Source organism: Streptomyces sp. B6B3, assembly GCF_039871525.1.
In the GTDB taxonomy this organism is placed as follows: domain Bacteria; phylum Actinomycetota; class Actinomycetes; order Streptomycetales; family Streptomycetaceae; genus Streptomyces.
In genome coordinates this window covers 97,237-123,362 of the sequence record NZ_JBDPLU010000014.1, presented here as the reverse complement: position 1 = coordinate 123,362, position 26,126 = coordinate 97,237, and the positions used below count along the sequence as shown (strand labels likewise).

Below are 26,126 nucleotides of genomic sequence, written 5' to 3'. Positions count from 1 at the left end.
GGAAGCGTTACCACCCTGACCCTTGAAGCGACGCCGGGGCGCTGCTTAGGTGGCGTTCACATGCCGCCCAGCAGCAGCTTTCAAGGAGATCCCGATGCCTGCTAGGACCGGGTCCGGTCCCTCAATGCCCCGGCGCACGCTGCTGCGCCGGCTGGGCCTCGGCGGCGCGGCGGCCGCGGTGGCGGGCGGCCTGGGCACCAGCGGCTGCACGCTGGTGGCCCGTCAGGTCGGCGACGCGGGCGGCGGCCGGCAGCGCGGCGGCTCGATGGTGGTCGCCCAGGTGGACGATCTGAACTTCGCCACCTTCCGGCAGCAGAACACCCCCAACTTCTCCTGGCAGCGCCTCGCGTTCAACACGCTGACCGAGTACGACCACGCCACGCTGACGCCGCGTCCGTCCCTGGCCACCGACTGGGAGGTGCGGGACGCCGGCCGCACCATCGTCTTCCGGCTCAGGGACGACGTCCGGTTCCACTCGGGCCGCCCCTTCGGCCCGCGGGACGTGGTCGAGAACATCCGCTGGCAGGCCAGCGAGGAGGGTGCGCCCGGCCAGCTGAGGTCCACCGCGGCGGCCGTCACCGACGCCTCGGCCACCGGGCCGGCCGAGGTGACGCTGCGGCTGGCGCACGGGGTGAGCAACTTCTTCGACCTGTGCGAGATCATGTTCATCGCCGACCACGAGACGTTCGCCGAGGTGCAGACCGGCCAACAGCTCAACGGCACGGGCCCGTTCGTCTTCGAGGACTACAGTCCCGGCGTCTCCCTCAGCTTCCGGCGCAACCCGGACTACTTCAAGGCCGGGCGCCCGTTCCTCGACGAGGTCGAGATCCGCATCGTCGGCGAGCAGCAGGCCATCGTGGCGGCGCTGCAGAGCGGCCAGACCCACCTGGGCTTCCAGCTCAACGGCAACCATCTGCACAACGTGCGCGCCGACGACCGGCTGGCCGTGCACGAGCTGGACACCAACGACTACGGCCACTACGTGGGCTGCAACATCAACGTCGAGCCGCTCGGCGACCGCCGGGTGCGGCAGGCCATCGCCTACGCCGTGGACCGGGACAAGCTGCTGCGGATGGTGGTCGACACGGTCGGCCGCGCCGCCTCCAGCCCCTGGACCCCGTCCAACCCGGCGTACGACCGGGACGCCGCCACCCGGTACCACCACGATCCGGACCGGGCCCGCGCGCTGCTGCGCGAGGCCGGGGTGGCGGGCGCCTCGCTGGACCTGGCGATCCGCTCCAGCGAGCCCGGCGGCGACCGTTCGACCGCCGAGGTGGTCCAGGACGGGCTGCGCGCGGTGGGCCTGGACGTGGAGATCGTCGTCTTCCAGCCGGCCGACTTCCAGACCCGGCTCGGCACCGCCAACCTGCCGGGCCTGTGGGTGGCCGGGCACGGCTTCGGCCAGCTCAATCCCGCCACCCTGCTCAACGGCGCCTTCCCCTTCAACGCGAACGCCAACGCCTCGAACTTCGTCAGCGAGCGCTACCAGCGGCTGGCCGACCGGGCCTGGAAGGCCACCGACGAGGCCGAGGCCGCCCAGGTCTACGCCGACGTCACCCAACTGCTGCTGGAGGAGCAGTTCGTGATCGACCTGCTGAGCAGCTCGCAGTCGTTCGTGCTCAGCGACTCGCTGCGGGACATCAACTACACGATGTTCAACAACCTGGACCTGGACGACGCCTACCTGGCCGAGGGGTGAGGGATGCTCCGCTACCTGCTGCGCAAGCTGCCCACCGGCGTGCTCGTCCTGCTGCTGGCGACCGTGCCGATCTTCCTGGTGCTACGGCTCTCCCCCGGCGACCCCGCCGCGACGCTCGCCGGGCCCGACGCCACGCCCGAGGCCATCGACGCGGCCCGGCACGAGCTGGGCCTGGACCGGCCGCTGGTGCAGCAGTACGGCGACTGGATCGGCGGGGTGCTCACGGGGAACCTGGACACCTCCTTCGTCAACGGCGCCGAGGTCTCCGAGATCGTCTCCCGCGGCATCGGCAACACCGGCATGTTGGCGCTGTGCGCGCTGCTGCTCGCGCTGCTGATGGCCTTCCCGCTGGGCGTCGCGGGGGCGGTGGTGCGCCGCGGCTGGCTGCGCACCCTGCTGGCCGGCGTGAACGTGCTGATGCTCGCCATCCCCACCTACGTCACCGGCGTGCTGCTGGTGCTGATCTTCGCGGTGGGCCTGCGGCTGCTGCCGTCCGGCGGGTACGTGTCGTTCTTCGACGATCCGGTGGAGAGCATCCAGTTCCTGGTGCTGCCGAGCATCTGCCTGGCGCTGCCCGCCGCGGCGGTGCTCGCCCGGTTCCTGACCGCCTCGTTGCAGCGCGCGGTCACCGAGGAGTACTACTTCGCCGCCCGGATGCGCGGGCTGCGCGGCCGGAAGCTGCTGGTGCGGCACGGGCTGCCGAACTCGGTCGGGCCCGTGGTCACCGTGCTCGGCATCCAGATCGGCAACCTGCTGGGCGGCGCGGTGATCGTGGAGGGCGTGTTCGCCTGGCCGGGCCTCGGCCAGGCCATGGTGCGGGCGGCGGAGGCCAGGGACTATCCCGTGGTGCAGGCGCTGCTGCTGCTCGCCGTCGCGGTCTTCATCGTGTTGCAGCTGCTCAGCGACGTGGTCTACGCGGCGATCGACCCGCGGGTGCGGGAGCGGACGTGACGCCCGCCGCGGACGACGCCCCGACCGTGCAGGACAGACCGGGAGACAGCCGGAGGAACAGGGAGCCCAGCTCATGAGCGAACCCGCACCCGGGGTGGTCGAGCCGGCGGCGCCGCTGCCGGTCGAGCCCGGCGCGCGGCGCGCCGCGTCGGTCACGGCGCTGGCGCTGCTGCGCCGGCCGGCCGTCGGTCTCAGCCTCGCCGTCATCGGTCTCATCACCCTCGCCGCCCTCGTGCTGCCGCCGCTGCTGCCGTACGGACCCAACGAACTGGTCTCGGACGAGGCGCTCACCCCGCCGTCGCTCGACCATCCGCTGGGCACCGACGAGCTCGGCCGCGACCTGCTCGCCCGGCTGCTGTCCGGGGTGCGGGTCAGCCTGCTGGTCATCGTCGCGGCCGTGCCGATCTCGCTGGCCGCCGGTGGCCTGCTCGGCCTGTTCTCGTCCGCCGGCCGGTGGACCGACACGCCGGTGCAGCGGGTCTTCGACGTGGTGCTGGCCTTCCCCGCGCTGATCCTGGGCCTGGCCTTCGCCGCGCTGATGGGCGTCGGCGTCGGGGCGGTGATCGTCACCGTCGCCGTGGCCACCGCGCCGATGTTCGGCCGGGTGCTGCGCGGCGCCGTCCGCTCCCAGGCCGCGCGGGACTACGTGCTCTCGGAACGGGTGCTGGGCGTCGGCACGGCGCGGCTGTACCTGCGGCACATCCTGCCCAACTGCTTCGACGTGCTGCTGGTGCAGACCGCGCTGGCCTGCTCCACCGCCGTGTTCCTGGAGGGTGGCCTCAGCTTCCTCGGCCTCGGCGTGCCGCCGCCCGACGCCTCGCTGGGCAGCCTGCTCAACGCCAGCCTGACCTTCCTGACGTCGTCGCCGTTCTACGCCGTCGGCCCGCTCGTGGTGATCAGCGCGCTGGTGCTGTGCTTCACGCTGCTCGCCGACGCGCTCAACCGCGAGTTGGCCCAGCGGTGACCGCGATGCACGACGACACGGACCACGACGACACGGACGAGGGGAGAGACGACGTGACCGGGAGCTCCATCCTTCGGGTGCGCGACCTGCACATCGGGTTCCGCACCGGCTCCGGGCACGTCCGCGCGGTGCGCGGCGTCGACCTGGACGTGCGGGCGGGCGAGACGCTGGGCATCGTCGGCGAGTCGGGATCCGGCAAGACGGTGACCGCCCTGTCGCTGCTGGGCGAGGTGCGCTCGCCCGGGCGGGTCGAGTCCGGGAGCGTGCACTACCGGGGACGCGACCTCTTCGCCATGACGGAGGCCGAACGGTCGGCGCTGCGCGGCGCGAAGATCTCCATGGTCTTCCAGGACCCGATGAACTCCCTCGATCCGGTGATGAAGGTCGGCCGGCAGCTGGAGGAGACCATCCGGCTGCACCGGCCGACGCTGGGCCGGCGCGAGGTGCGCGAGCGCGCGCTGGAACTGATGCGGCTGGTCGGCATCCCCGGGCCGGAGCGCCGTTTCCACGACTACCCCTTCGCGTTCTCCGGCGGCATGCGGCAGCGGATGATGATCGCGCTGGCCATGAGCGGCGACCCCGAGGTGCTGGTGGCCGACGAGCCGACCACCGCCCTGGACGTCACCGTGCAGGCGCAGGTGCTGGAGGTCTTCGCCCGGCTCAACCGGGAGTTGGGCACGGCGATCGTGCTGGTGACGCACAACTTCGGCGTGGTGGCGCGGCTGTGCGACCGGGTGGTGGTGATGTACCGCGGCCGGATCGTGGAACGGGCCGGAGTGCCCGAGGTGTTCACCGACGCCCGCCACCCCTACACCCGCGGGCTGATCGCCTGCGTGCCCAGCATGACGACGCCGCTGGACCGCCGCCTGCCGGTCATCGACCCGGACACGATCGACGGCGCCGCGGACGCGGAAGACGCACCCGCGGAAGGCGCGGACGCGCAGGCCGAGGCGGCCCGCGGCGACGCCGACCGCCCCGCGGAGCCCGCCCCGCCGCGGGCGAGGCGGCCGGTGCTCGGCGACGACGCGGGACCGCCGGCGTTGAGCGGCAGCGGGCTGACCCGGCACCACCGGGTGCGCGGCGGCCTCGGCCGGGGCGGCGCCGGGCTGGTGCGGTCGGTGGACGGCGTGGACGTGCAGGTCAGGCGCGGCGAGTCGCTCGGCATCGTCGGCGAGTCCGGCTGCGGCAAGTCGTCCCTCGCCCGGCTCCTGGTGCGGGCCGACGAGCCGACGGCGGGCCGGGTGGCCGCCGGCGACACGGACGTGACCGACTGGTCGGGACGGCGGCTGGCCGACTTCCGCCGCTCGGTGCAGATGATCTTCCAGGACCCGCTGGCCTCGCTCAACCCGCGCATGACCATCGGCGCGCTGCTGGAGGAGCCGCTGATCATCCACGGTCTGGAGCCGGACCGGGCGGCACGGCGGAAGCGCTGCGCGGAGCTGCTGCGCGCGGTGGGGCTGCCCGAGGACGTGCTGGACCGCCGACCGCGGCAGTTCTCCGGCGGCCAGCTGCAGCGGATCGCCATCGCGCGGGCGCTCGCCGTCGACCCGGACGTGCTGGTCTGCGACGAGCCGGTGTCGTCGCTCGACGTCTCGCTCCAGGCGCAGGTGGTGAACCTGCTCGACGAACTGCAGGCGCGGCGCGAGCTGGCGTACGTCTTCATCTCCCACGACGTGTCCCTGGTGCGGTACTTCACCGACCGGGTGGGCGTGATGTACCTGGGCACGGTGGTGGAGAGCGGGCCCACGCTGCCGGTGCTCGACACGCCGCTGCACCCGTACACCCGGAGCCTGATCGACTCGGTGCCCGAGCCGAGCGCCGCCACCGCGGAGCGCCGCTCCGAGCCGGCGCCGGTGCTGGCCGGCGAGTTGCCGAGCCCGCTCGACCCGCCCAGCGGCTGCCGTTTCCACCCGCGCTGCCCGATCGGCCCGGCCTACCGCGACCGGACGGCGGAGGAGCGGGAGCGCTGCGTCACCGAGGCGCCGGCGCTGCGGGAGATCGAGCCGGGCCGGCACAGCGCCTGCCATTTCGCCGAGGAGTTGCTGCGCCCCGCGGGCGGCACGACGCCCGCGCCGGCGCCCTGACCGGGGCTCCGGCGCGGCCCGGGGCGCGCCGATCCTGGCCGAACTGGCCGGAAGTCGCCGCGGAGCGGGGTAGCTTGGGAGCGGCGCCGTCCGGCCCGGTGGTCCTGGCCGGTCGGGCCGGGGGCGCCACACGTGGCTGACGCAGCACGTGACCGACGTACGAAGCGACGAAGACACAGGCACACGACGCGAAGGAGAGCACCGAGATGGTGTTCAAGAAGCTGCTCGGAGCGCTCGGGGTGGGCGGACCCTCGGTGGACACGGTCCTGGACGGGGGCCCGGCGCAGCCGGGCTCCGCCCTGGCCGGACGGATCCTGATGCGCGGGGGCAATCAGGACGTGGACATCGAGCACGTGACGCTCGACCTCGTGGCCCGGGTGGAGGTGGAGGGCGAGGACGTCGAGTACGACGCGACCGTGGCCTTCGACCGGCTGACGGTGAGCGGCGGTTTCCGGCTGCCCCAGGAACAGGAGCACAGCCTCCCGTTCAGCATGATGCTGCCGTGGGAGACGCCCATCACCGAGGTGTACGGGCAGCCGCTTGGCGTGCCGCTCGGTGTGCGCACGGAGCTGGCCGTGGCCGGCGCGGTGGACAAGGGCGACATGGACCCGCTGACGGTGCGCCCGCTGCCGGTGCAGGAGGCGATCCTGGAGGCGCTCGGACAGCTGGGCTTCGGCTTCAAGTCGGCCGACCTGGAGCGCGGCCGGATCCGGGGCACCGGGCAGACGCTGCCGTTCTACCAGGAGATAGAGCTCAGCCCGGCGCCGCAGTTCGCGGGTCAGCTCCAGCAGCTGGAGGTGACGTTCCTGGCCTCCCCGACCGGGGTCGAGGTGGTGCTGGAGGCGGACAAGCGCGGCGGCCTGTTCACCAGCGGCCGGGACGTGGTGAACCGCTTCACGGCCTCGCATCAGGACGCGGGCCGGAGCGACTGGAACTCCGTGGTGGGTTCCTGGGTCAGCCAGCTCGCCCGCTAGGCCCTGTCCGGCGGCCCCGGCGGACTCTCCGCCGGGGCCGACCGGCGATGCGCCGGTCGCGCGGTCAGCCGTGCGAGGCCGCGTCCGCCGAGAGGTAGCCCCAGGTCCGGCACATCTCCCGCAGCTCCTCCGGGATGTCCTCGGGCTTCGGCAGCGCCCGACCCGGCTGGATGGACCCGGTCTTGATCTTTTCCTTCCAGTCCCCGATGCCCTTCACGTACGGGCCGTGGTCCTTCTTCCCGTAGGTGACCATGCCGGGCTCCCACGGGAGGTCGAGGAAGTCGCAGATGCGCCGGGTCTGGGTCTCCGGGTCGCTGGTCAGCTCCTCGTACCTGAGGGTGAGGCCGGGGAGGACGTCCCGTGCCTTCTCCAGGGCGACCATGTACTTGAGGGTGTGCGGGATCGCGTGCTCCATCGGCCGCTTGACCGGGTCGCCCTCGTGCCAGGACGTGGCGATGGACACCGGGTGGCGCATCAGGAAGACGAACCGGGCGTCCGGCCAGCAGGTGGCGAGTCGCTGCGCGACGAAGACGTTGCTCGGTGTCTTCTCCACCACCGTCTCCTTGCCGCTGCGGAGCAGCTCCCGGTGGAGCATCCGGTCCCACAGGATGTGCTCGATGTCGGCCAGGTTGTGGCCGAATCCCTCCATGGCGTGCACAACCGGCTGCGTCGTGAGCTTGACGGCCAGCCGCCGCACGTGGGTCTCGTGCGGGGCGTGCAGCTGGGGATGGCTGTTGAGCACCACGCGCAGCAGCGTCGATCCTGACCGTGGCGGGGAGAGCACGATCACCGGGGCCTTGAGCAGCCGGTCGGTGGCCGGTTCGGCGGGGGGACGCGCCGAGGCGGCCACCTTCGCAGGTGGCGGGGAGAAGTCCTTGGGCTTGGACTTCCGGGACGGTGAGGAAGCGGCCTGGGACTGCTGCCCGGGGCCGGTGCCGTCCAGGGGGCGTGAGGCGCGCGGGCCGAGGGCCCGTTCGCGAGCGGTACTGGCTTTGCGCTTCCACTGCATGGCGGTGAGGCTAGCAAGCCACCGGCCGGGTCGTGGCACGCAGGCATCCCCGCGCTTCGCAGTATTAACCCAAGATTTCGGGACAGGCCCGACCCGCCATCTCCGTGCGCACACGGGGAACTACACTGGGTTCGTGTACCGTCCGTTTTCGGAATCGTGCCCCTCGGGCCCGAGTCGCGACGCAGGCTCGCACAGGTGTATTCCTGGTGTATGAACGGTTCTGAATCGGCTTCCGTTGTTCTTCTCCCGGATGGTGTTTAGCCTCGTACGCCATGACTCTTCTACAGCGAATCAATACGGCGCTCGCCTCGACCACCGGGTTCGAGGTTCGTCGCGCCCGCGCCGGCGCCAGCGCGCCCGCCAAGCCCGCCGCGCCGGTGCCCGGCAAGCCGAAGTCCAAGAGCTCGGCCAAGCCCAAGTCCCAACCGCTCGAGTACCGCCCGCCGGCCGACCCGGAGAAGGACCGGCTGCTGCGGCGACCGGTCTTCATCATCGCCCCGGTCCGCTCGGGTTCCACCCTGCTGCGGATGCTGCTGAACGCGCACTCCCAGCTGCACGCGCCCCACGAGCTGCACTTCCGCCGGCTGGAGGTGCGGTGTTCCACCTCGCTCGCCGAGCGGTCGATGACCGCTCTCGAGCTGGAGCGCAGCGATCTGGAGCACCTGCTGTGGGACCGGCTCCTGCACCGCGAACTGTCCAAGTCGGGGAAGGAGTTCATCGTCGAGAAGACGCCGAGCAACGCCTTCGTCTACAAGCGGCTCGCCACCTGCTGGCCCGACGCCCGGTTCCTCTTCCTGCAGCGGCACCCGGTCTCCGTGGCCCGCTCGTGGCACGAGGCCGATCCCAAGAAGCGCAACGCCGAGGAGGCCGCGCTCGACGCCCTGCGGTACATGAACGCCGCCGAGCGCGCGCGCAAGGGCCTGTCCGGGCACGTCGTGCGCTACGAGGACCTGACGGACGACCCGGCCGGCACCCTCAAGGACATCTGCGCCTTCCTGGAGATCGACTTCGAGGCGGAGATGCTGGAGTACGGCTCGCGGAACGGCGGGGACCTGCAGAAGGGCCTCGGCGACTGGAAGGACAAGATCAAGAGCGGCACCGTCCAGCCGGGCCGGCAGCTGCCCACGTCGGTCGACGAGATCCCCGAGCCGCTGCGCGGCATCTCCGCGGCGTGGGGCTACCTCCCCGAGCCGGCCGAGGACGGGCAGGCGTCGTGACGGGACACGCCGAGATCGCCCAGGTGTGGCCGCGGGACGGCCGCCTGCGACTGGTCGGCCATCTGCACGGCGCGGAGGCTGAGCCGGCCGGCCAGGCCGACTGGAGCCTGCTGCTGGTGCTCCGCGACGACCACGCGCTGCGGCTGAGCTATCCGGCCGAGCTTGAGGGACCCGGCTTCGACGTCTCCCTTCCCGTCGAGGACCTGGTTCCCGAGCAGGCCTCGGTGCCGGCCCAGTGGGATCTGTACATGACCAGGGCGTCCGACGCGAAGGCGCCTCGGCTGCGCGTCGGCCGGCTGTTGGACGACATCGAGGGGAAGAAGAAGATCATGGTGTTCCCGGCCCAGCCGGTCACCACCCAGAAGCAGACCGTCATGGTGAGGCCGTACTACACGCTTCACGACAACCTGTCGGTCGAGTGTCTCCCGCAGAAGGCTTGAAGGTGCGACGGATTCGATGAAGATCCGCTATCTGATCATGCACGCGTACGGCACCGGCGGCACGATCCGTACCGTGTTCACCCAGGCCAGTGCCATGGTGCAGGCGGGGCACGAGGTCGAGGTCGTGAGCGTGCTGCGGCGCGTGGACGAGCCGCGTTTCCCCTATGACCCCCGCGTCAAGGTGTGGGCGCTGACCGACCAGCGCGACGGGGGCGCCAAGCAGCCCCTCCCCCGCGGTCCGATCGCCCGCCGCCGGGCCCGGCGCTCCGCCGAGCTGACGGGCCAGCCGCCCCAGCACATCCCCGAGGGCGAGTTCGGGCACAGCAACTTCGACCGGCGCATAGAGGTCGAGACGATCGACTGGCTGCGGGAGCTGAAGGACGGGATCCTCGTCACCACCCGGCCGGCGCTCAACATCCTCGCGGCCCTCTTCGCGACCGAGGGGGTGATCCGGGTCGCCCAGGAGCACATGAACCTCTACACGCACCGCAAGGACGTGCGGGCGGCGATCGCCGAGCTGTACCCGCGGTGCGAGGCGGTGGCCGTGCTCACCCACCGGGACCGCGAGGACTACGAGGCCTTCGCGCCCGGCGCCCGGGTCGTCCGGGTGCCCAACGCCGTGCACACCCTGAAGCAGAAGATGTCCACCTGCTCCAGCAGGATCGCGGTAGCGGCCGGCCGGTTCCGGGGGCAGAAGGGGTTCGACATGCTGATCCCCGCCTGGGCCAAGGCGGTGGAGGAGCATCCGGACTGGCAGCTGCGGATCTTCGGCTCCGGCGAGCGGCGCGCCCAGCTGCGCGGCCTGATCGACGAGTACCACATGTACAACCACATCTTCCTGATGGGGTTGACGGACAAGCTCGACGACGAGCTGGCCAAGGCGTCGATGTACGTGCTGAGCTCCCGCTTCGAGGGCCTGCCGATGGTGATGATCGAGGCCATGTCGCACGCCCTGCCGGTGGTCAGCTTCGACTGCCCCACCGGACCCGCCGACGTCCTCACCGACGGCAAGGACGGGCTGCTGGTGCCGGCGGAGGACATCGACGGACTGGCACGCGCCATGTCCCGGCTGATGGCCGACGAGGGACTCCGGGCGGAGATGGGCGACGCGGCGCTGATGACCGTGCAGTCCTACTCCCCCGAGGCGATCCGCGACCAGTGGTCGGAGCTGTTCGAGGAACTGCTGGAGGAACGCGGCCGCTAGCCCGTTCGCCTTCTCCCGAGGCGCCCCGGTCGCGGTGGACACGGCCGGGGCGTTCTCGTGCCCCGCGGAATGCCCGTGGCATATGCCGAGCCGTCGCGCCGGACAAAGCTTTCGTCAATTCATTTACGTGTATTAAGCAACATGTTCTAGGGTCGCCTGCGAAGAGTCGTTCGATAGGGGAACCCGTGGACCGTCCGATGAGTCACGCCGAGATCATGCGGGCGCTCTCCGGGCTGCTGCTGGGCATGTTCGCGGCCGTCCTGTCCTCGACCATCGTCACCAACGCGCTGCCCCGGATCATCGCCGACCTCGGCGGCGGCCAGTCCGCGTACACCTGGGTGATCACGGCGACCCTGCTGGCGATGACCGCCTCGATGCCGCTGTGGGGCAAGCTGGCCGACCTGTTCAGCAAGAAGCTGCTGATCCAGTGCGCGCTGGTGCTCTACGCCGCCGGCTCCGTGGTGGCCGGGCTGGCGCAGAGCCCGGGCATGCTGATCACCGTCCGCGCGGTGCAGGGCATCGGCGTCGGCGGACTGGCCGGCCTCGCGCAGATCATCATGGCCGCCATGATCGCGCCCCGGGAGCGCGGCCGGTACAACGGCTACCTGGGGGCCACCTTCGCCGCCGCCACCGTCAGCGGCCCGCTGATCGGCGGCCTGATCACCGACACGCCGGGCCTGGGTTGGCGCTGGTGCTTCTTCGCCGGGGTGCCGTTCTCCGTGGTCGCGCTCGTGGTGCTGCAGCGGACGCTGCGGCTGCCGGTCACCCGGCGCGCGGTGCGGATCGACTGGCTGGGCGCGCTGCTGGTCAGCGCGGCGGTGTCGCTGCTTCTCGTCTGGGTGACCCTGGCCGGCGACCGGTACCCGTGGCTGTCCTGGCAGACGGCCGCGATGACGGGCGGCGCGGTGCTGCTCGGGCTGGCCTTCGTGGTCGCCGAGACGCGGGCCAGCGAGCCGATCATCCCGCTGCGGCTGTTCCGGGACCCAACGATCGCCCTCGCCTCGTTCGCGTCCCTCTTCGTCGGCATCGCCATGTTCAGCGGGACGGTGTTCTTCAGCCAGTTCTTCCAGCTGGCGGACGGCCGGAGTCCGACGCTGTCAGGGGTGATGACCATCCCGCTGATCGGCGGCATGTCGCTGTCCTCCACGGTCTCGGGGCTGCTGATCACCCGGACCGGACGCTGGAAGTACTGGCTGGTGGCCGGCGGGACGCTGACCACCCTCGGGCTCGTGCTGCTCGGCACCGTGCGGCACGACACGCCGTACGCCTGGGTGGCGGTGTTCATGGCGCTGATGGGCCTCGGCGTCGGCATGCTGCTGCAGAACCTGGTGCTGGTGGCGCAGAACCGGGTGGGCGCGCGGGACCTGGGCGCGACCAGTTCGGTGGTCGCGTTCTTCCGGTCCTTCGGGGGCGCGCTCGGCGTGGCCGTGCTCGGCGCGGTGCTGGCCGCCCGGGTCTCGCAGCACGCGGGGGACGCGCTCGGGCCGGCGGCGGGGAGCGGCGGGATACCAGACCCGCGGCTGCTGCCGGAGGCGTCGCGCGTCGTGATCGAGACCGCCTACGGGCGGGGGGTCGCCGAGATCTTCCTGTGCGCGGCGCCGGCGGCACTGGCGGCGCTGCTGCTGACGCTGTTCATCCGCGAGACGCGGCTGCGCAGCGGCGCTGAACCGGGCGGCGGCCCGGCCGGCGCTTCGGTGGGCGGGACGGTCGACGACACGACGACGGCGCGGCGTTGACCACCGCGCCGTGATGCAGACGTGCTGACGTGTGTCTCGGGTCAGGCGAGGAGGAAGTCGGCCTCGCCGCGCTTCGCGCCCTGGATGAAACTCGCTATCTCGTGGGGTGAGTAGATCAGTGCCGGACCGTCCGGGTCGGTGGACTGGCGCAGCGCCACCCGGCCGTCGGCGAGCTTCATCGCCTCGATGCAGTTACCTCCGTTGGTCCCGCTCCAAGGCTTGTGCCAGCCCTCGCTGCCGAGGTCCCGGGCCGGCATTCCGTTGTAGATGGGGCGCGGCGTGCCGCGTTTGTCATGATCCATGGTGGTCAGAGCTCCTTGCGAATCTCACCGAGGAAGGCCCCGGTGTCCTGGACCGGTGCGGCCTGGGCGCTCATGCGGTCGAGCACCTCGCGGTACGCCGCGGTGTCGGGGCGTTCCTCGAGGTAGACGGCGCCGGTGAGGCTCTCGGCATAGACGATGTCGGGCAGCTCCGGGATGTCGAAACGGAAGAGCTGGAACGGCCCGAACATGCCGGGATGCGGTCCGGCGTTGAACGGCATGATCTGCAACGTGACATTGGGCATGGACGTCGCTTCGACCAGGCGGTCGATCTGGCCTCGCATCACCGAGGCGTTGCCGACCCGGCGGCGCAGCACGTGCTCCTCGACCACGGCCCACAGCAGGGGCGCCTGTGGCCGGGTGAGCAGTTCCTGCCGCTCCATGCGCAACGCGACGCGGCGGTCCAGCTCCTCCTCGGTGGCTCCGGGGAAGCCGGTCCGCAGCAGCACGCGCGCGTAGTCCTCGGTCTGCAGCAGACCGGGGACGCAGTGGGGTTCGTAGGCGCGGATGAGGCTGGCCTCACCCTCCAGGCTCACGTAGAGGCTGAACCAGTCGGGCAGCACGTCGCGGAACCGGTGCCACCAGCCGGGCCGGTTGGCCTCGTCCACGAGGGAGAGGAAGGAGTCGATCTCCTCCTTGGCCACGTCGTAGCGCTCCAGCAGCGCCTTGACGTAGAGCGGCCGGAGACCGACCTCCGCCTTCTCCATGCGCCGCACGGTGGTCGTGTTGACGCTGAGCACGGCCGCGGCGTCGGCGAAGGAGCAGCCGGCCCGTTCGCGCAGATCCCTCAGCCGCAGGCCGAGGACGATCTGCCCGACGGTCGGCCCTGGTCGCGCTTCGGCCACGGCGCCTCCCTCATGGCGTGGCTGGGCTTGGTTCCGCCGAACCTGGCAGAAGTGTGCCATACACGCAGTGCCAGCGGCAGATGTCTCTTGGCTAAATGCAAATTGCAGAACTCCCCTTGCGCTCTGCGCACAACGATGCGCATAGTAAGCGGGTGACCCGGATCACGACCGCTTCGGCAGCACGGAAGGCGGAACAGCCCGTGTCTTCTCTTCACGGCACGACGCCACTCCCGCTCCCCCGTCCGACCCGCTCGGCCGCCAACCCCCCGGGCGAACGCTTCACGCTTCCGGCTCGCGCCGACTCCGTGGCTGTCGCCCGGCGCATCGTGGTCCGCTGGCTGCGGTTGTGGGGGTTGTCCGAGCCGCTGTGCGACACGGCGCGCCTGGTGCTGTCCGAGCTCTTCACGAACGCCGTGCTGCACACCGACAGTGGCCAGATCGTCTGCCGCATCGAGGCCAGCGGTGGGCGGCTGCGCATCGAGGTGGCCGACGAGGGCCTGGGCCTGGACGAGGCGCTGGGCACCTGCGAGTCCCCGCACCCGGCGCAGAGCACGGACGCGGAGAACGGCCGCGGCCTGGTCCTCGTGGACGCCCTCGCCGACTCGTGGGGCGTCATCACCGCGGACCGCCGCGCCGGCTGCACCGTCTGGGCCGAGATCGGCTGAACCCGTCCTTCCCAGCCGGCCCCACCCCGGGGGCGGCCACCCACGGCACTCCGTGCCGCAGCCGTGCCGGCCTGACCCCGGGCCGCGGGGCCCGCGCGGACGGACCGGACCGGCCCACGGCCGGCGCGCGCCGTGGGGTCGCGCGGCCCGGCAGGAGCTACGTTCGGCGGAGGAGGACCAGGGCCATGTCGTCCTCGTCCAGGGCGGCGGCGCCGGCCTCGCTGACCCAGTCGGCGAGCCGCTCCAGGTCCGTGGGCCCGGTGCGGAGCGCCCTGAGCACCTCGGCGATGCCCTCGTCGAGATCGCTGCCGCGCCGTTCCACGAGCCCGTCGGTGCACATCAGCAGGGTCTCGCCGCGCCGCAGCTGGAGGTCGTTGACCGGCGTCTCGGCGGACGGCGGGGTGGCGATGCCGAGCGGCACGCCGCCGGTCACCGGCAGCGTCGTGACAGTCGCGTCGGCGCGCCGCAGCAGCGGCGCCAGATGTCCCGCCCTGACCAACCGCAGCCATCCCGTGGCGGGATCGTGCTCCGCGTACAGGCAGGTGGCGAAGCGCTCCGTGTCCAGATCGCCGAGGAACGCGGACGCCCGGGCCATCACGGTGGCCGCCGGATGCCCCTCCGCGGCGTAGGCGCGCAGCACGATCCGGAGCTGGCCCATCACGGCGGTGGCATGCGTGTCGTGCCCCTCGACGTCGCCGATCACCGCAGCCACCCGGCCGCCGGGCAGCGGGATCACGTCGTACCAGTCGCCGCCGATGTCGCGGCTGACGCCGGCCGAGCGGTACCGGACCGCGATCCGCGTGCCGGGCACCTGCGGGATGGTGCGCGGCAGCATGGCCTGCTGGAGGTTCTCCGCGAGGTCGTGCTCCTGTTCGAAGAGAATCGCCCGCTGCAGGCCCTGGGCGATGCCGCTGGCGAGGGCGACGAGCAGGTTGTGCTCCTCGACCGGGAAGTGGCGCTCCTCGCCGAACAGCAGGCCGAGGGCGCCCAGCGGCTGGCCCTGGGCGGTCAGCGGGAGGTACGCCGCCGAGGCGATGCCCATCGGCGCGAAGTGCCGCCACAGCCGCGGAAACCGGGTCGCGAACTCCTCCCGGCTCCGCACGTAGCGCGGCGTCTGGGCGCGGACGGCCTCGTTCAGCGGCAGGTCGTCGTCGAGCGGGGTCGACTCCAGTTCGCGGATCACCGGACCGTCCGGGGCCCGGAAGGCGATCTGCACGCGGCCGGCCTCGATCAGGCCCAGCACGATGGCCGACGCGCCGAGCTGGCGCATGCTGTGCGGGCCGGCCAGCGCGTCCCTGACGTCCTGCACCGTCCGGGTGTGCGCGAGAACGCTGGTGATCTCCTCGACCAGCCGGGTGTCCCGGGCCCGCTCCTCGTCGGTGGCCTGCCGCTGGGCCGCGTGACCGAGCTCGGCCGTGGCGTCCCTGACCACGCCGAAGATGCGGTGCGGGCGGCCTTCCGCGTCCCGCCGGATGTGACCCTGGGTGTGCGTCCACTGCGGAACGCCGTCCCGACGCCGGATCCGGAAGTACGCGCCGTAGCCACCGCTGCCGTCCCGCAGCGCCTGGTTGACCAGCGTGTCCAGCCGGCCGGCCTCGGGGTCGGGGACGCGCGCCGCGAGACCGGCGGGCCGGCCGTCGAACTCGTCGGGCCGCAGGTCGAAGACGCCGAGCGCCCCGTCGTCCAGATGCATCCGACCGCTGTCCAGGTCCCAGTCGAAGGTGCCCATCCGGTTGGCCTCCAGGCAGCCACCCGGTGGTGCCGGCCAGTCCGTCGGCGGCGACACGGCGGCCGGGACCGGTGCTGGTTCGCCCATTTCGCGCTCCGAAGGACGTCATGACCACTATGCCCCGCTTTTTTCGATGGTACGACCGATGTCCGTCTCGGATCACACGCTGAGCGCCTCGCGCACCGTCCGTTCCGCCCGCTCGTCGCCGGCTCCCGAGGAGGTGACCCGGCCGGCCTCCAGCACGTAGTAGCGCTCGGCCGCCTCCAGCGCGAAGCCGACGTGCTGCTCCACCAGCAGCACCGACAGGCCGCCGCGGGCCGCCAGCTCCAGGATCGTCCGCTGGATCTCCGCGACCACGGAGGGCTGGATTCCCTCGGTGGGCTCGTCGAGCAGCAGCAGGCGGGGCCGGGTGACCAGCGCCCGGGCGATGGCGAGCTGCTGGCGCTGCCCGCCGGAGAGCAGTCCGGCGGGGCGGTCCGCCACCTCGCGCAGCGCCGGGAACCGGTCGAGCGCCTCGGCCATGGCCGACCGGCCGCCCGGATGGGCGTCGGCGACGAGCCGGAGGTTCTCCAGCGTGGTCAGCCGCGGGAAGCTCTGCTGGCCCTGCGGCACGTAGGCCATGCCGCGCCTGATCCGCTGGTGGGCCGGCAGCCGGGTGACGTCCTCGCCGTCGAGGAGCACCCTGCCGGCGCGCGGCCGCAGCAGGCCCAGGGCGGCGCGCAGCAGGGTGGACTTGCCGGCGCCGTTGTGGCCCAGCACGGTGGCCACCCCGTCGGCCGGCACGGTCAGCGACACGTCGTGCAGCACGGTGCTGCGGTCGTACCCCGCGGTCAGCGACTCGATCCGCAGCATCACGCCTCCTCACTCCCCGAATCGGCACCGCCCGAGCCGGCACCGCCCGAATCGGGCCCGGCTCCCTCGCCGCCCGGCCGCGCCGGATGCCCGAGGTACACCTCCTGGACCCGTGGGTCCGCCTGCACCTCGGCGACCGTGCCCTCGCTGAGGACCCGGCCGGCGTGCAGCACGGTGACGCTGCTGGCGAAGGTCCGCATGAAGTCCATGTCGTGCTCGATCACCACGACCGTGCGCTCGCTGGCCACCCGCCGCAGCAGCGCGCCGGTGGCCTCCCGTTCGGCGTGGCTCATCCCGGCGACGGGCTCGTCGAGCAGCAGCAGCTGGACGTCCTGGACCAGCAGCATGCCGATCTCCAGCCACTGTTTCTGGCCGTGTGCCAGGGCGCCCGCCGGCCGGTCGCGCTGGTCGGCGAGGCCGATCGTGGCGAGCGCCTCCAGCACCGCCTCGGGGACGCCCCGGCGCCGACGCAGCAGGGTGCGGGCCGGCCGTCCCGCGCCGGCGGCGATGTCGAGGTTCTGCAGCACGGTGAGGTTCTCGAACACGGTGGCGGTCTGGAAGGTGCGGCCGATGCCGAGCCGGACGATGCGGTGCACCGGCCGGCCCAGCAGCTCGTGGCCGCCGAAGCGGACCGACCCGTCGGCCGGGACCAGCCCGGTGACGGCGTCGACGAGCGTCGTCTTGCCCGCTCCGTTGGGGCCGATGAGGAACCGCAGGTCGCCGGGGCCGACGCGGAGGCTCACCCGGTCCACCGCCCGGAAGCCGTCGAAGCCGACGACGAGGTCGGTGATCTCCAGGCCCTTCAGCGGCCGGCCGCCGGGCGCGGCCGCGGGGACCGCGGCTGCCTCCGGTGCCGGGGCCTCGGCGGTCGGGGTGTCGGTCGACGGGGTGTCGGTCGATGGGGTGTTCATGCCGTCAGCACCGCCCGTTCGGTCGCGTCGTCGGTGGTCCGCTCCCCCGTCGGGGGCCGTCGGCGGCGCGGCAGCAGCCGGCCCAGGGACGCCAGGCCGCCGGGCAGGAAGGCGACCACCACGATGAAGAGGCCGGCCTGGAAGTAGGTCCAGGCGGCCGGGAACTCCTCGGAGAGGGTGGTCTGCGCCCAGGCCACGGCGATGGCGCCGAGCGCGGCGCCGGCCAGGCTGGCCCGGCCGCCGATGGCCGCGCCGATGACGAACTGGATGGACGGCACGATGCCGACGAGCGCCGGGGAGATGATGCCGACCGCCGGCACGAACAGCGCGCCCGCGATGCCGGCCATGCCGGCCGACGCCGTGTAGGCGACGAGCTTGACCAGCGCCGGATCGTAGCCGAGGAACCTGACCCGCTCCTCGGAGTCGCGCACCGCGACCAGCAGCTCCCCGTACCGGCTCCGGAACAGCTGGCGGGTGAGCAGCAGCAACGCCAGCAGGGTGCCGGCGATGATGAAGTACACCATGCGCCGGTTGACCGGATCGTAGAGCGAGAAGCCGAAGAAGCCCTGGAAGTTGGTCAGGCCGTTGGTGCCGCCGGTGGTGGCCTGGGAGCCGATCAGCAGGATCGCGAAGGCGGCGGCCAGCGCCTGGCTGAGGATGGCGAAGTACGCGCCGCGCACCCGCCGCCGGAACACGGCGTAGCCGATCAGCGCCGCGACGGCCATCGGCAGCAGCGGTATCGCGACCAGCGTGACGATCGGCGAGCGGAACGGCTCCCACCACCACGGCAGTTCGTCGGTGGAGCCGTAGAGCAGCATGAAGTCGGGGAGCTGTCCTGCCCCGGCGTCGGCGAGCTTGAGGTGCATCGCCATGGCGTAGCCGCCGAGGCCGAAGAAAAGCCCCTGGCCCAGTGTCAGCATGCCGCCGCGCCCCCAGGCGAGCGCGATGCCGACGGCCACGATGGCGAAGCAGAGGTAGCGGGAGAGCTGGCCCAGCCGGAAGTCGCTGAGCAGGGCGGGGGCGAGCGCGAACAGGGCCAGCGCCGCCAGCGCGTAGCCGGCGGGGGCCGCCCAGCGGGCGAGGCCCGGGCGCCGGTCGGGCGGTGCCAGGAGGGGATCGGTCATGCGAGGCTCCGGGTGCGCAGGGTGTAGACGCCCTGGGGGCGCCACTGCAGGAAGACGACGATGGCGACCAGCACGGTCACCCGGGCGATGCTCACCGTGGTCTGGTACTCGACCACCGACTGGAGCACCCCGAGCCCGAACGCCGCGATGACCGCGCCGCGCAGCTGGCCGATGCCGCCCACGACGACGACCAGGAAGGCGTCGATGATGACGTTGGTGCCCATGGTCGGGCCGATCGGCCCGACCAGCGTGAGGGCCACGCCCGCCAGGCCGGCGAGGCCCGAGCCGAGAAAGAACGTCAGCCGGTCCACCCGGGCGGTGGCGATGCCGGACGCCTCGGCCAGCTCGCGGTGCTGCACCACGGCCCGGATCCGGCGACCGAGCGGGCTACGGCGCAGGGTCACCGTCAGGGCGACCACGGCGGCGACCGCCAGCGCCAGGATGAACAGCCGGCGGTGCGCCAGGGTCAACGGGTCGGCGCCGCCGACCAGGGTGAGGTGCCCGGAGAGCCATTCCGGCGTCCGGGTCTGCACGTTGGGCGCGCCGAACAGGTCGCGGGCCAGCTGCTGCAGCATCAGCGAGACGCCCCAGGTGACCAACAGGGTGTCCAACGGCCGGGCGTACAGGCGGCGGATGAGCAGCCACTCCAGCAGCACGCCCATGGCGCCGGCGACCAGGAACGCCACCGGCAGGGCAACGAGCAGCGAGACGCCCGCCGAGCCGATCGGGCCCTGGAGCAGGTAGACGGTGTAGGCGCCGGCCATGATGAACTCGCCGTGCGCCATGTTGATCACGCCCATCTGCCCGAAGGTCAGGGACAGGCCGAGCGCGATGAGCAGCAGCACCGCGCCGATGCTGATGCCGGTGAAGGACTGGCTGATCAGAACGGTCATGGCGGGGCCTCAGGCCAGTTCCCCGGCCCAGTCGTACCCGTGCAGGTACGGGTCGGGCTCGATCGGTTCCCCGGAGCTCCACACCTCGGTGATCTGACCGTCCGCGCCGATCCGGCCGATCCGGGCGGTCTTGAAGAGGTGCTGGGTCTCGCCGTCCACCGTGACCAGGCCCTCGGGCGCCTCGAAGGTGATGCCGCCCTCGGCGGCGGCGGCCTTGACGTCCGCCACCTCGAAGGAGCCGGCCGCCTCGACCATCTCCTTCCAGAGGTAGACCGAGGTGTAGGCGGCCTCCATCGGGTCGGAGGTGGGCCGGTCGGCGCCGTACCGGTCCTGGTAGGCGCTGACGAAGCGGTCGTTGGCCGCGCCCTCGGTGGTCTGGTAGTAGTTCCAGGAGGTCAGCTGGCCCTCCAGGAACTCCGCGCCGATGGACCTGACCTCCTCCTCCGCGATGGACACGGACATCACCGGCATGGTCTCGGCGGTGAGTCCCGAGGAGTCGTACTCCTTGAAGAACGAGACGTTGCTGTCGCCGTTGAGCGTGTTGAACACCGCGTCGGCGCCCGAGGACTCCACCTTGTTGGCGATGGTGCCGAACTCGGTGGAGCCGAGCGGCGCGTAGTCCTCGCCGACGATCTCCATGTCGTGGGCGGACGCGTACTCCCTGATGATCCGGTTGGCGGTGCGCGGGAAGACGTAGTCGCTGCCCACCAGGTAGAGCGAGCGGGCGCCCTCTTCGCGCAGGTAGTCCAGGGCCGGGACGATCTGCTGGTTGGTGGTGGCGCCGGTGTAGAAGATGTACGGCGACTGTTCGAGCCCCTCGTACTGCACCGGGTAGAAGAGCAGCGAGCGGTTCTGCTCGAAGACCGGCAGCACCGCCTTGCGGCTGGCCGAGGTCCAGCAGCCGAAGACCGCCGCGACCTGGTCCTCCTGGATGAGCTTCTCCGACTTCTCGGCGAACGTCGGCCAGTCGGACGCGCCGTCCTCGCTGATCGGCTCGATCTGCTTGCCCAGCACGCCGCCGTCGGCGTTGATCTCGTCGATGGCCAGCATCAGCGCGTCGCGCACGGTGACCTCGCTGATGGCCATGGTGCCGGAGAGCGAGTTGAGCAGGCCCACCTTGATGGTGTCGCCCGAGGTGTCCACCTCCGCGGCGTCACCCGACGGCTGCTCACCGGTCCTGGCCCCGCAAGCGGTCAGGGCGATCGCTGCGGCGAACGCAATCAGACAGGCGATCAACCGATCTACCCGGGCTCTGGGCATGTCGGAACCTCCTTGAGCGGGGTGGCCGGGCCGGCGTTGCCCGACGAGGACATGCCACAGCTTCAGAGGGAGCTGTTTCTCCGGCGTTTCGCGCCCATTAATACTTCCGTTCGGAAGTATCACGGTCCCGGGCCGCTCCAGGCGTCGAGGTCGGCGGTCACCGAGAAGTCCAGTCCCTCGGCCTCCGCGAGGTAGATCCGCTGCCTGACGTGACGGCGGTTCAGCCGCAGCAGGCCGCGCGCGCCCTCGTAGCTGACCTGTTCCGCGGCCCCCTCGATCGCCGGCACCTGCCAGGACCTGGCCCGGGTGATCAGCGCGGCGAGCAGCAGCACGCCCTCGTAGCAGGACTCCCCCAACGCGCTGGGCGCCGGGGAGTTCAGGCCGAACCTGGCGGCGTAGCGGCCGTGGAAGTCGAGGGTGTCGGCGGTCGCCAGGGCGTCGAAGAAGCCACCCGTGGCGGCCAGTCCGCGGGTGGCGTCGGGGCCGCTGGCGGCCAGCATGTTCTCGTCCATCAGCGTGCTCAGCCGCAGGCAGCGCTGGTCGAGTCCGGCGGCCGCGAAGGCCCGGTTGAAGCGCACCGCGTCGCTGCCCACCAGCAGCATCAGCACGGCGTCGGCGGCCCGCCGTTCGATGCGGGTCAGCGCGGCGGCGAAGTCGTGGGTGCCCAGCGGGAGGTAGCTCTCGCCGCAGATGCCGCCGCCGGTCTCCCTCGCGTAGGCGTATGCGGCGCGGGCCGTGCGCCGGGGCCAGACGTAGTCGTTGCCCACCACGTACCAGCGCCGCACCCGGCGCTCGGCCGCCAGCAGCCGCATGGCAGGACGCAGCTGGCCGTCCGGCGTCTCGCTGGTGAGGAAGACGCCGGCGGAGTCCTCGCCGCCCTCGTAGAGCGCGGTGTAGACGTACGGCACCCGGTGGGCGACCAGCGGGGCCAGCGCCTGCCGGACCGAGGAGATGTGCCAGCCGGTGACGCCGTGCACGATGCCGGCCGAGACCAGCGCCTCGACCTCGGCCGCCACCCGGGCCGGGCGCGCCCCGCCGTCCACGGTGACCAGGCGCAGTTCGCGGCCGAGCACGCCGCCCGCCTGGTTCACCTCGTCGGTGGCCAGCCGCGCGCACAGTTCGCAGGCGGGCCCGAAGATGCCGGCCGGGCCCTGCCGGGGAACCACCAGCGCGACGCCCAGCGTCCCGGGCTCCGGGGCGAGGGGCCCCGGTGGCCGAGCGTCATCCCTGTGCGTCACCGCCCCATGATGGCGGACCGTAGGATGGGGCCGTCGGCCGAGACAGGTCCGGGGAGCGAGATGCGCGAGTTCGTACCGCCTGAGCAGCGCCGGGAGGCCGTCGCGGCTCCCGGGTCCGGGGGCCCGCCCACGGACGTGGCCGGGCTGCTGACCCGGGCCGAACGGCTGTCCGCGCGCCGGCTGCGCGCGGTGCTGGAGGAGTCCGGCTGCTCGGTCGAGGCGTGGCGGGTGATGTGCCTGCTCTCCGACGGGGAGGGCCACGGCATGACGGCGATAGCGGAGTGGGCGCTGCTGCCGCCGCCGACGCTGACCCGGCTGGTGGACCAGCTGGTGGACGACGGCGTCGTGCACCGCCGGGTCGACCCGCTGGACCGGCGCCGGATCCTGGGCTTCCTCACCCCTCGCGGGCTGGAGCTGTGCCGCCGGCTGGACGAGCGGGTGCGCGCCAGCTGGGAGTTGCTGCCGGGAGGCGGCGACGACGAGCTGCTCGCGGGGCTCCTGGACCGCCTGGTGACCCGGCTGGAGTCCGCGGACCGCGCGGACCGCGCGGACCGGATGCCCGGCGCAGGAGCGGCGCGGGACGGCTGAGGACCGGTCCGGATCAGGCGCGTTCGGTGGCGATGCCCAGCAGGGCGTCGATCGCCTGCTGGGTGGCGGCGGCCATGTCCACCGCGTCCGGGGCGAGCAGCCACTGCACCTGGAGGCCGTCCATGATCGCGATGATGGTGGTCGCGGCGGTCTCCACGTCCAGGTCGGCGCGCACCTGGCCGCGGTCGCGGGCCTCCCGGAGCGCCTCGACCACCATGGCGCGCAGGCCGTCGTACCGGTCGCGGAAGTACGCCTGGGCCGGATGCCCCTCGGTGACGCTCTCCGCCGAGAGCACCGCGTACAGCCGCACGATGCCCTCGCGGGTGGCGTTCCGCCGGACCGTGTCCACCAGGTGGCGCAGGAAGTCCAGCCCGTGGGCCCGCTCGGCGCCCAGCTCCTGCCGGTCGGAGAGGTCCCTGAGCTCCAACACGCCGGTGAGCAGCCCCGCCTTGGAGCGGAAGTAGTGCAGCACGCCGGCCTGGGTGAGGCCGGCACGCTCGGCGATCTCGGCCAGTGAGGCGTTGTGGTACCCGCGCGTCGCGAACGTCTCCATCGCGATGCGCAGGATCTCCTCGCGCCGCCGCTCCCCGGTGTGCTGCGTGCTTTTCCCTCTCACCGGGAGGAGTCTACGGGCCCCGTCCGGGAACGCTGAGGGGCCGGCGAGAATCTTCCGGAGGGGCACTTACTAAGTGGTCAGTAGGTGCCCTAGACTCCCGGCATGACCTCCCTCTCCAGCCCGCCGTCGACCACCGCCGGGGACGGCACTCTGGACGGCACCGCGGCCGTCGCCTCGGGCGCCGCTCCGGACGAGGCCGAGCTGGTCCGGCGGGTGCGCGCCCTGCCGCTGGAGGCACGGGTGCGGCTGCTGACCGGGGCCAGCACCTGGGCGCTGCCCGCCGAACCGCGGCTCGGGCTGCATCCCGTGACGCTGTCGGACGGGCCGCAGGGCGTGCGGGGCACGGGCGGGGAACGGGGCGCCACCGGGCTGCTCGCGCCGGCGCCGGCCGCCGTGGGCGCCACCTGGGACCCGGAGTTGGCGGAGCGGCTGGGCGCGCTGTTCGCCGTGGAGGCCCGCCGCAAGGGCGTGGACGGGGTGCTGGCCCCGCTGGTCAACCTCCAGCGCACCCCGGTCGCCGGCCGGCACTTCGAGTACCTCGCCGAGGACCCGCTGCTCACCGGCGCGCTCGCGGCCGCCGTGGTGCGCGGCCTCCAGGCCGCCGGCGTGGCGGGCTGCCCGAAGCATTTCGTGGCCAACGAGTCCGAGACCGACCGAACCCGCTACCGCTCCCGGGTGGACGAGCGCACCCTGCGCGAGGTCTACCTCGCGCCCTTCGAGGCGGTGCTGGCGGAGGCCGACGCGTGGCTCGTCATGGCCGCCTACTCGGGAGTGGACGACGGCACGGAGGCCGCGCCGATGACCGAGCACGCCGGGCTGCTGCGCGGCGTGCTGAAGGGCGAATGGGGCTTCGCGGGTCCGGTGGTGAGCGACTGGGCCGCCACCCGCTCGACCGCGGCCTCGGCCGTCGGCGGGCTCGACCTGGTGATGCCGGGCCCGGTCGGGCCCTGGGGCGACCGGCTGGTGGCCGCCGTGCGCGCCGGCGCGGTGCCGGAGGCGCTGGTGGACGACAAGGTGCTGCGCCTGCTCCGGCTGGCGCGGCGGGTGGGCCGGCTCACCGCGCCGTGGGCGCCGGACGAGGCGCCGCCGCCGTCGCCCGCGGCGAACGCCGAGGCCCGGGTCGCGGCCGAGGCCGCGGCGCCGCGGGAGGCGGAGTTCGCGCTGCTGCGGCGGGCCGCCGCCCGTGGGATGGTGCTGCTCCGCGACGCGGACGGGCTGCTGCCGTTGGACCCGGCCGGCGCCGGCCTGCGAAGCGTGGCGCTGGTCGGGCCGAACGCCGTGTCCCCGTATCTCCAGGGCGGCGGCAGCGCGTTCGTGCCCGCGATCCGCACGGTGGGGTTCGTGGCGGGGCTGCGCGCGGCGCTGCCCGAGGGCGTCGGGCTGAGCGTGCACCGCGGCGGCGACGCCCGCCGGCACGCTCCGTTCGTCGCGGCCGGGCTGACCGGCGACCCCGAGGACCGGCACCGACCGGGCGTGCGCGCCGACTACCTGGACGCCGCCGGGGCCCGGCTGGGCGGCGCGGTGCGGGCCACCGGTGACTGGGGCGGCCACCGCGACTTCCCCGCCGGCACCCACCGGGTGCTGCTGCGCACCGTGCTGACCCTGGCCGAGCCCGGCACCCACCGGCTGGAGGTCGGGGCCGTCGGCCGCTTCCTGGTGCGGGTGGACGGCGAGGTGCTCGCGACCGGCGACGACGACCGTGGTGTGGAGCTGATCCTGGAGTCCGTGCACGACCATCCGCCCACCACGACCGCCGCGTTCGACGTGGCCGACCGGCCGCGCCGGGTGCGGGTCGAGGCGGAGCTCACGGTGGTGGACGCCGACGGGTACGGCCGGTTCGTCACCGCCCACCTGCGCCACCGGCGGCCCGGACCCTCCGTCGAGGAGGAGATCGCCGAAGCGGTGGCCGCGGCCGCCCGGGCCGACGTCGCCGTGGTGGTGGTCGGCACCAACGAGGAGGTCGAGTCGGAGGGTTGGGACCGGGTCGGCCTGGAGCTGCCGGGCCGCCAGGTCGAGTTGGTCCGCCGGGTGGTGGCGGCCAACCGCCGCACCGTCGTGGTGGTCAACGCGGGGGCGCCGGTGCCGCTGCCGTGGGCGAACGAGGTGCCGGCGCTGCTGTGGGCCTGGCTGCCGGGCCAGGAGGCGGGACACGCGCTCGCCGACGTGCTGCTCGGCCGCACCGAGCCGACCGGCCGGCTGCCCTGCACGCTGCCCGCCCGCGCCGAGGACGTGCCCGTGCCGCACGCCCGGCCGGTGGACGGCGTCGTGGACTACGCCGAGGGACGCCACATCGGACACCGCGCCTGGGACCGCGCGGGGCGGACGCCGGCGTTCCCGTTCGGGCACGGCCTGGGCTGGACGAGTTGGGCGTACGAGTCCGTCACCACCGAGGCGGCGCGGCGCCCGCCGGACGAGGCGCTGCGGCTGACCGTGCGGCTGCGCAACACCGGGCCCCGGGCCGGGCGGGAGACCGTGCAGGTGTACCTGGAGACGCCGCCCGAGGGCGGCGACCGGCCGGTGCGGACGCTGGCCGGGTTCGCCGGGGCGGACGTGCAGGCCGGCGCCACCGCCGACGTGCCGGTCGTGGTGCCGACCCGGGCGTTCCGGGTCTGGGACCCGGAGGCCGGCGGCTGGCGCACGCCGCCGGGCCAATACCGGCTGAGGATCGGGCGGTCCAGCCGCGACCTGCGGCTGACCGTCGACGTTCTGATCACCGGAGGGGACGACAGCACGACGGCGCCTCGCTGAGGCGCCGGGGAGACCCGAGAGAAGAAAGAAGAAAACGGAGAACGAGAGAAGAGAGATTG

Annotated in this window: 22 protein-coding genes and 1 pseudogene; 12 read left to right on the top strand and 11 right to left on the bottom strand. The window is 72.8% G+C overall.

The genetic code is table 11. The annotated features are described in order from the left end of the window. The first annotated feature begins 94 nt into the window (after positions 1–94). The 5 genes and pseudogenes from ABGB06_RS26125 to ABGB06_RS26105 form a co-directional block, all read left to right on the top strand. Positions 95–1,699, top strand: a complete 1,605-nt coding sequence (locus ABGB06_RS26125) for an ABC transporter substrate-binding protein (protein WP_347593599.1) — start codon at positions 95–97, stop codon at positions 1,697–1,699. A gap of 3 nt (positions 1,700–1,702) precedes the next feature. Then, positions 1,703–2,650 carry an ABC transporter permease gene (locus ABGB06_RS26120; protein WP_347593597.1) on the top strand — a complete coding sequence of 316 codons (948 nt, stop codon included), beginning with the start codon at positions 1,703–1,705 and terminating at the stop codon, positions 2,648–2,650. Positions 2,651–2,723: 73 nt separating this feature from the next. Continuing rightward, positions 2,724–3,614, top strand: a complete 891-nt coding sequence (locus ABGB06_RS26115) for an ABC transporter permease (RefSeq protein WP_347593595.1) — start codon at positions 2,724–2,726, stop codon at positions 3,612–3,614. Between the two features lie 5 nt (positions 3,615–3,619). Beyond that, on the top strand, positions 3,620–5,698 hold the full coding sequence (locus ABGB06_RS26110; protein ID WP_347593593.1) for an ABC transporter ATP-binding protein: 2,079 nt from the start codon (positions 3,620–3,622) through the stop codon (positions 5,696–5,698). Positions 5,699–5,904: 206 nt separating this feature from the next. After that, positions 5,905–6,663 (top strand): annotated as a pseudogene (locus ABGB06_RS26105) (sporulation protein); the annotation flags it as partial. 73 nt (positions 6,664–6,736) lie between these two features. On the opposite strand, the gene ABGB06_RS26100 reads toward ABGB06_RS26105, so the two are convergent. Further along, positions 6,737–7,681 carry a sulfotransferase gene (locus ABGB06_RS26100; protein WP_347593591.1) on the bottom strand — a complete coding sequence of 315 codons (945 nt, stop codon included), beginning with the start codon at positions 7,679–7,681 and terminating at the stop codon, positions 6,737–6,739. A gap of 272 nt (positions 7,682–7,953) precedes the next feature. Here ABGB06_RS26100 and ABGB06_RS26095 point away from each other — a divergent pair, with 272 nt between their 5' ends. The 4 genes from ABGB06_RS26095 to ABGB06_RS26080 all read left to right on the top strand — a co-directional run bounded on the left by ABGB06_RS26095 (position 7,954) and on the right by ABGB06_RS26080 (position 12,278). Continuing rightward, positions 7,954–8,898, top strand: a complete 945-nt coding sequence (locus ABGB06_RS26095; protein ID WP_347593589.1) for a sulfotransferase — start codon at positions 7,954–7,956, stop codon at positions 8,896–8,898. Next, positions 8,895–9,338, top strand: coding sequence for a hypothetical protein (locus ABGB06_RS26090; protein WP_347593587.1), 444 nt, complete (start codon positions 8,895–8,897; stop codon positions 9,336–9,338). Before ABGB06_RS26095 ends, ABGB06_RS26090 begins: the two co-directional genes overlap by 4 nt. 16 nt (positions 9,339–9,354) lie before the next feature. Continuing rightward, positions 9,355–10,542, top strand: coding sequence for a glycosyltransferase family 4 protein (locus tag ABGB06_RS26085; protein WP_347593585.1), 1,188 nt, complete (start codon positions 9,355–9,357; stop codon positions 10,540–10,542). 197 nt (positions 10,543–10,739) lie between these two features. Next, positions 10,740–12,278: an MDR family MFS transporter gene (locus tag ABGB06_RS26080; RefSeq protein WP_347593582.1), complete on the top strand. Its 1,539-nt coding sequence runs from the start codon at positions 10,740–10,742 to the stop codon at positions 12,276–12,278. Positions 12,279–12,319: 41 nt separating this feature from the next. On the opposite strand, the gene ABGB06_RS26075 is transcribed toward ABGB06_RS26080, so the two are convergent. Together ABGB06_RS26075 and ABGB06_RS26070 are read right to left on the bottom strand one after the other, a co-directional pair. Beyond that, complete coding sequence (locus ABGB06_RS26075) at positions 12,320–12,580, bottom strand: DUF397 domain-containing protein (RefSeq protein WP_347593580.1); 261 nt, start codon at positions 12,578–12,580, stop codon at positions 12,320–12,322. 5 nt (positions 12,581–12,585) lie between these two features. After that, positions 12,586–13,443 carry a helix-turn-helix transcriptional regulator gene (locus ABGB06_RS26070; protein ID WP_347593578.1) on the bottom strand — a complete coding sequence of 286 codons (858 nt, stop codon included), beginning with the start codon at positions 13,441–13,443 and terminating at the stop codon, positions 12,586–12,588. A 95-nt stretch (positions 13,444–13,538) separates the two neighbouring features. Here ABGB06_RS26070 and ABGB06_RS26065 point away from each other — a divergent pair, with 95 nt between their 5' ends. Next, positions 13,539–14,108: an ATP-binding protein gene (locus tag ABGB06_RS26065; protein WP_347593575.1), complete on the top strand. Its 570-nt coding sequence runs from the start codon at positions 13,539–13,541 to the stop codon at positions 14,106–14,108. Positions 14,109–14,265: 157 nt separating this feature from the next. Here ABGB06_RS26065 and ABGB06_RS26060 read toward each other — a convergent pair whose 3' ends face one another. The 7 genes from ABGB06_RS26060 to ABGB06_RS26030 all read right to left on the bottom strand — a co-directional run bounded on the left by ABGB06_RS26060 (position 14,266) and on the right by ABGB06_RS26030 (position 22,115). Continuing rightward, a complete protein-coding gene (locus ABGB06_RS26060) occupies positions 14,266–15,924 on the bottom strand; it encodes a SpoIIE family protein phosphatase (RefSeq protein ID WP_347593573.1) in 1,659 nt (552 codons plus the stop codon). Between the two features lie 72 nt (positions 15,925–15,996). Beyond that, a complete protein-coding gene (gene urtE, locus ABGB06_RS26055) occupies positions 15,997–16,689 on the bottom strand; it encodes an urea ABC transporter ATP-binding subunit UrtE (protein WP_347593571.1) in 693 nt (230 codons plus the stop codon). After that, the gene (urtD, locus tag ABGB06_RS26050; RefSeq protein ID WP_347593568.1) at positions 16,689–17,600 is read right to left on the bottom strand and encodes an urea ABC transporter ATP-binding protein UrtD; all 912 of its coding nucleotides are present in this window, start codon (positions 17,598–17,600) and stop codon (positions 16,689–16,691) included. Before urtD ends, urtE begins: the two co-directional genes overlap by 1 nt. Further along, on the bottom strand, positions 17,597–18,724 hold the full coding sequence (urtC, locus tag ABGB06_RS26045; protein WP_347593566.1) for an urea ABC transporter permease subunit UrtC: 1,128 nt from the start codon (positions 18,722–18,724) through the stop codon (positions 17,597–17,599). The genes urtD and urtC overlap by 4 nt, the downstream gene beginning before the upstream one ends. Then, positions 18,721–19,617 carry an urea ABC transporter permease subunit UrtB gene (gene urtB / locus ABGB06_RS26040; protein ID WP_347593563.1) on the bottom strand — a complete coding sequence of 299 codons (897 nt, stop codon included), beginning with the start codon at positions 19,615–19,617 and terminating at the stop codon, positions 18,721–18,723. The genes urtC and urtB overlap by 4 nt, the downstream gene beginning before the upstream one ends. 9 nt (positions 19,618–19,626) lie before the next feature. Then, positions 19,627–20,877: an urea ABC transporter substrate-binding protein gene (urtA, locus tag ABGB06_RS26035; protein WP_347593560.1), complete on the bottom strand. Its 1,251-nt coding sequence runs from the start codon at positions 20,875–20,877 to the stop codon at positions 19,627–19,629. A 119-nt stretch (positions 20,878–20,996) separates the two neighbouring features. After that, positions 20,997–22,115, bottom strand: a complete 1,119-nt coding sequence (locus ABGB06_RS26030; RefSeq protein WP_347593558.1) for a substrate-binding domain-containing protein — start codon at positions 22,113–22,115, stop codon at positions 20,997–20,999. Positions 22,116–22,175: 60 nt separating this feature from the next. Here ABGB06_RS26030 and ABGB06_RS26025 point away from each other — a divergent pair, with 60 nt between their 5' ends. Beyond that, positions 22,176–22,703, top strand: coding sequence for a MarR family winged helix-turn-helix transcriptional regulator (locus tag ABGB06_RS26025; RefSeq protein ID WP_347593556.1), 528 nt, complete (start codon positions 22,176–22,178; stop codon positions 22,701–22,703). A gap of 13 nt (positions 22,704–22,716) precedes the next feature. Here the strand turns inward: ABGB06_RS26025 and ABGB06_RS26020 are convergent, their stop codons facing one another. Next, positions 22,717–23,262: a TetR family transcriptional regulator gene (locus ABGB06_RS26020; RefSeq protein WP_347593808.1), complete on the bottom strand. Its 546-nt coding sequence runs from the start codon at positions 23,260–23,262 to the stop codon at positions 22,717–22,719. A gap of 159 nt (positions 23,263–23,421) precedes the next feature. Here ABGB06_RS26020 and ABGB06_RS26015 point away from each other — a divergent pair, with 159 nt between their 5' ends. Further along, positions 23,422–26,067: a glycoside hydrolase family 3 C-terminal domain-containing protein gene (locus tag ABGB06_RS26015; protein ID WP_347593554.1), complete on the top strand. Its 2,646-nt coding sequence runs from the start codon at positions 23,422–23,424 to the stop codon at positions 26,065–26,067. Positions 26,068–26,126: the final 59 nt, after the last annotated feature.

Bases quoted from the DNA above. Each gene is read 5' to 3' on its own strand.
- ABGB06_RS26125 (WP_347593599.1), top strand. From the start codon at position 95: ATGCCTGCTAGGACCGGGTCCGGTCCCTCAATGCCCCGGCGCACGCTG.
- ABGB06_RS26120 (WP_347593597.1), top strand. From the start codon at position 1,703: ATGCTCCGCTACCTGCTGCGCAAGCTGCCCACCGGCGTGCTCGTCCTG.
- ABGB06_RS26115 (WP_347593595.1), top strand. From the start codon at position 2,724: ATGAGCGAACCCGCACCCGGGGTGGTCGAGCCGGCGGCGCCGCTGCCG.
- ABGB06_RS26110 (WP_347593593.1), top strand. From the start codon at position 3,620: ATGCACGACGACACGGACCACGACGACACGGACGAGGGGAGAGACGAC.
- ABGB06_RS26100 (WP_347593591.1), bottom strand. From the start codon at position 7,681: ATGCAGTGGAAGCGCAAAGCCAGTACCGCTCGCGAACGGGCCCTCGGC.
- ABGB06_RS26095 (WP_347593589.1), top strand. From the start codon at position 7,954: ATGACTCTTCTACAGCGAATCAATACGGCGCTCGCCTCGACCACCGGG.
- ABGB06_RS26085 (WP_347593585.1), top strand. From the start codon at position 9,355: ATGAAGATCCGCTATCTGATCATGCACGCGTACGGCACCGGCGGCACG.
- ABGB06_RS26080 (WP_347593582.1), top strand. From the start codon at position 10,740: ATGAGTCACGCCGAGATCATGCGGGCGCTCTCCGGGCTGCTGCTGGGC.
- ABGB06_RS26075 (WP_347593580.1), bottom strand. From the start codon at position 12,580: ATGGATCATGACAAACGCGGCACGCCGCGCCCCATCTACAACGGAATG.
- ABGB06_RS26065 (WP_347593575.1), top strand. From the start codon at position 13,539: ATGCAAATTGCAGAACTCCCCTTGCGCTCTGCGCACAACGATGCGCAT.
- ABGB06_RS26060 (WP_347593573.1), bottom strand. From the start codon at position 15,924: ATGGGCGAACCAGCACCGGTCCCGGCCGCCGTGTCGCCGCCGACGGAC.
- urtE (WP_347593571.1), bottom strand. From the start codon at position 16,689: ATGCTGCGGATCGAGTCGCTGACCGCGGGGTACGACCGCAGCACCGTG.
- urtD (WP_347593568.1), bottom strand. From the start codon at position 17,600: ATGAACACCCCATCGACCGACACCCCGTCGACCGACACCCCGACCGCC.
- urtC (WP_347593566.1), bottom strand. From the start codon at position 18,724: ATGACCGATCCCCTCCTGGCACCGCCCGACCGGCGCCCGGGCCTCGCC.
- urtB (WP_347593563.1), bottom strand. From the start codon at position 19,617: ATGACCGTTCTGATCAGCCAGTCCTTCACCGGCATCAGCATCGGCGCG.
- urtA (WP_347593560.1), bottom strand. From the start codon at position 20,877: ATGCCCAGAGCCCGGGTAGATCGGTTGATCGCCTGTCTGATTGCGTTC.
- ABGB06_RS26025 (WP_347593556.1), top strand. From the start codon at position 22,176: ATGCGCGAGTTCGTACCGCCTGAGCAGCGCCGGGAGGCCGTCGCGGCT.
- ABGB06_RS26015 (WP_347593554.1), top strand. From the start codon at position 23,422: ATGACCTCCCTCTCCAGCCCGCCGTCGACCACCGCCGGGGACGGCACT.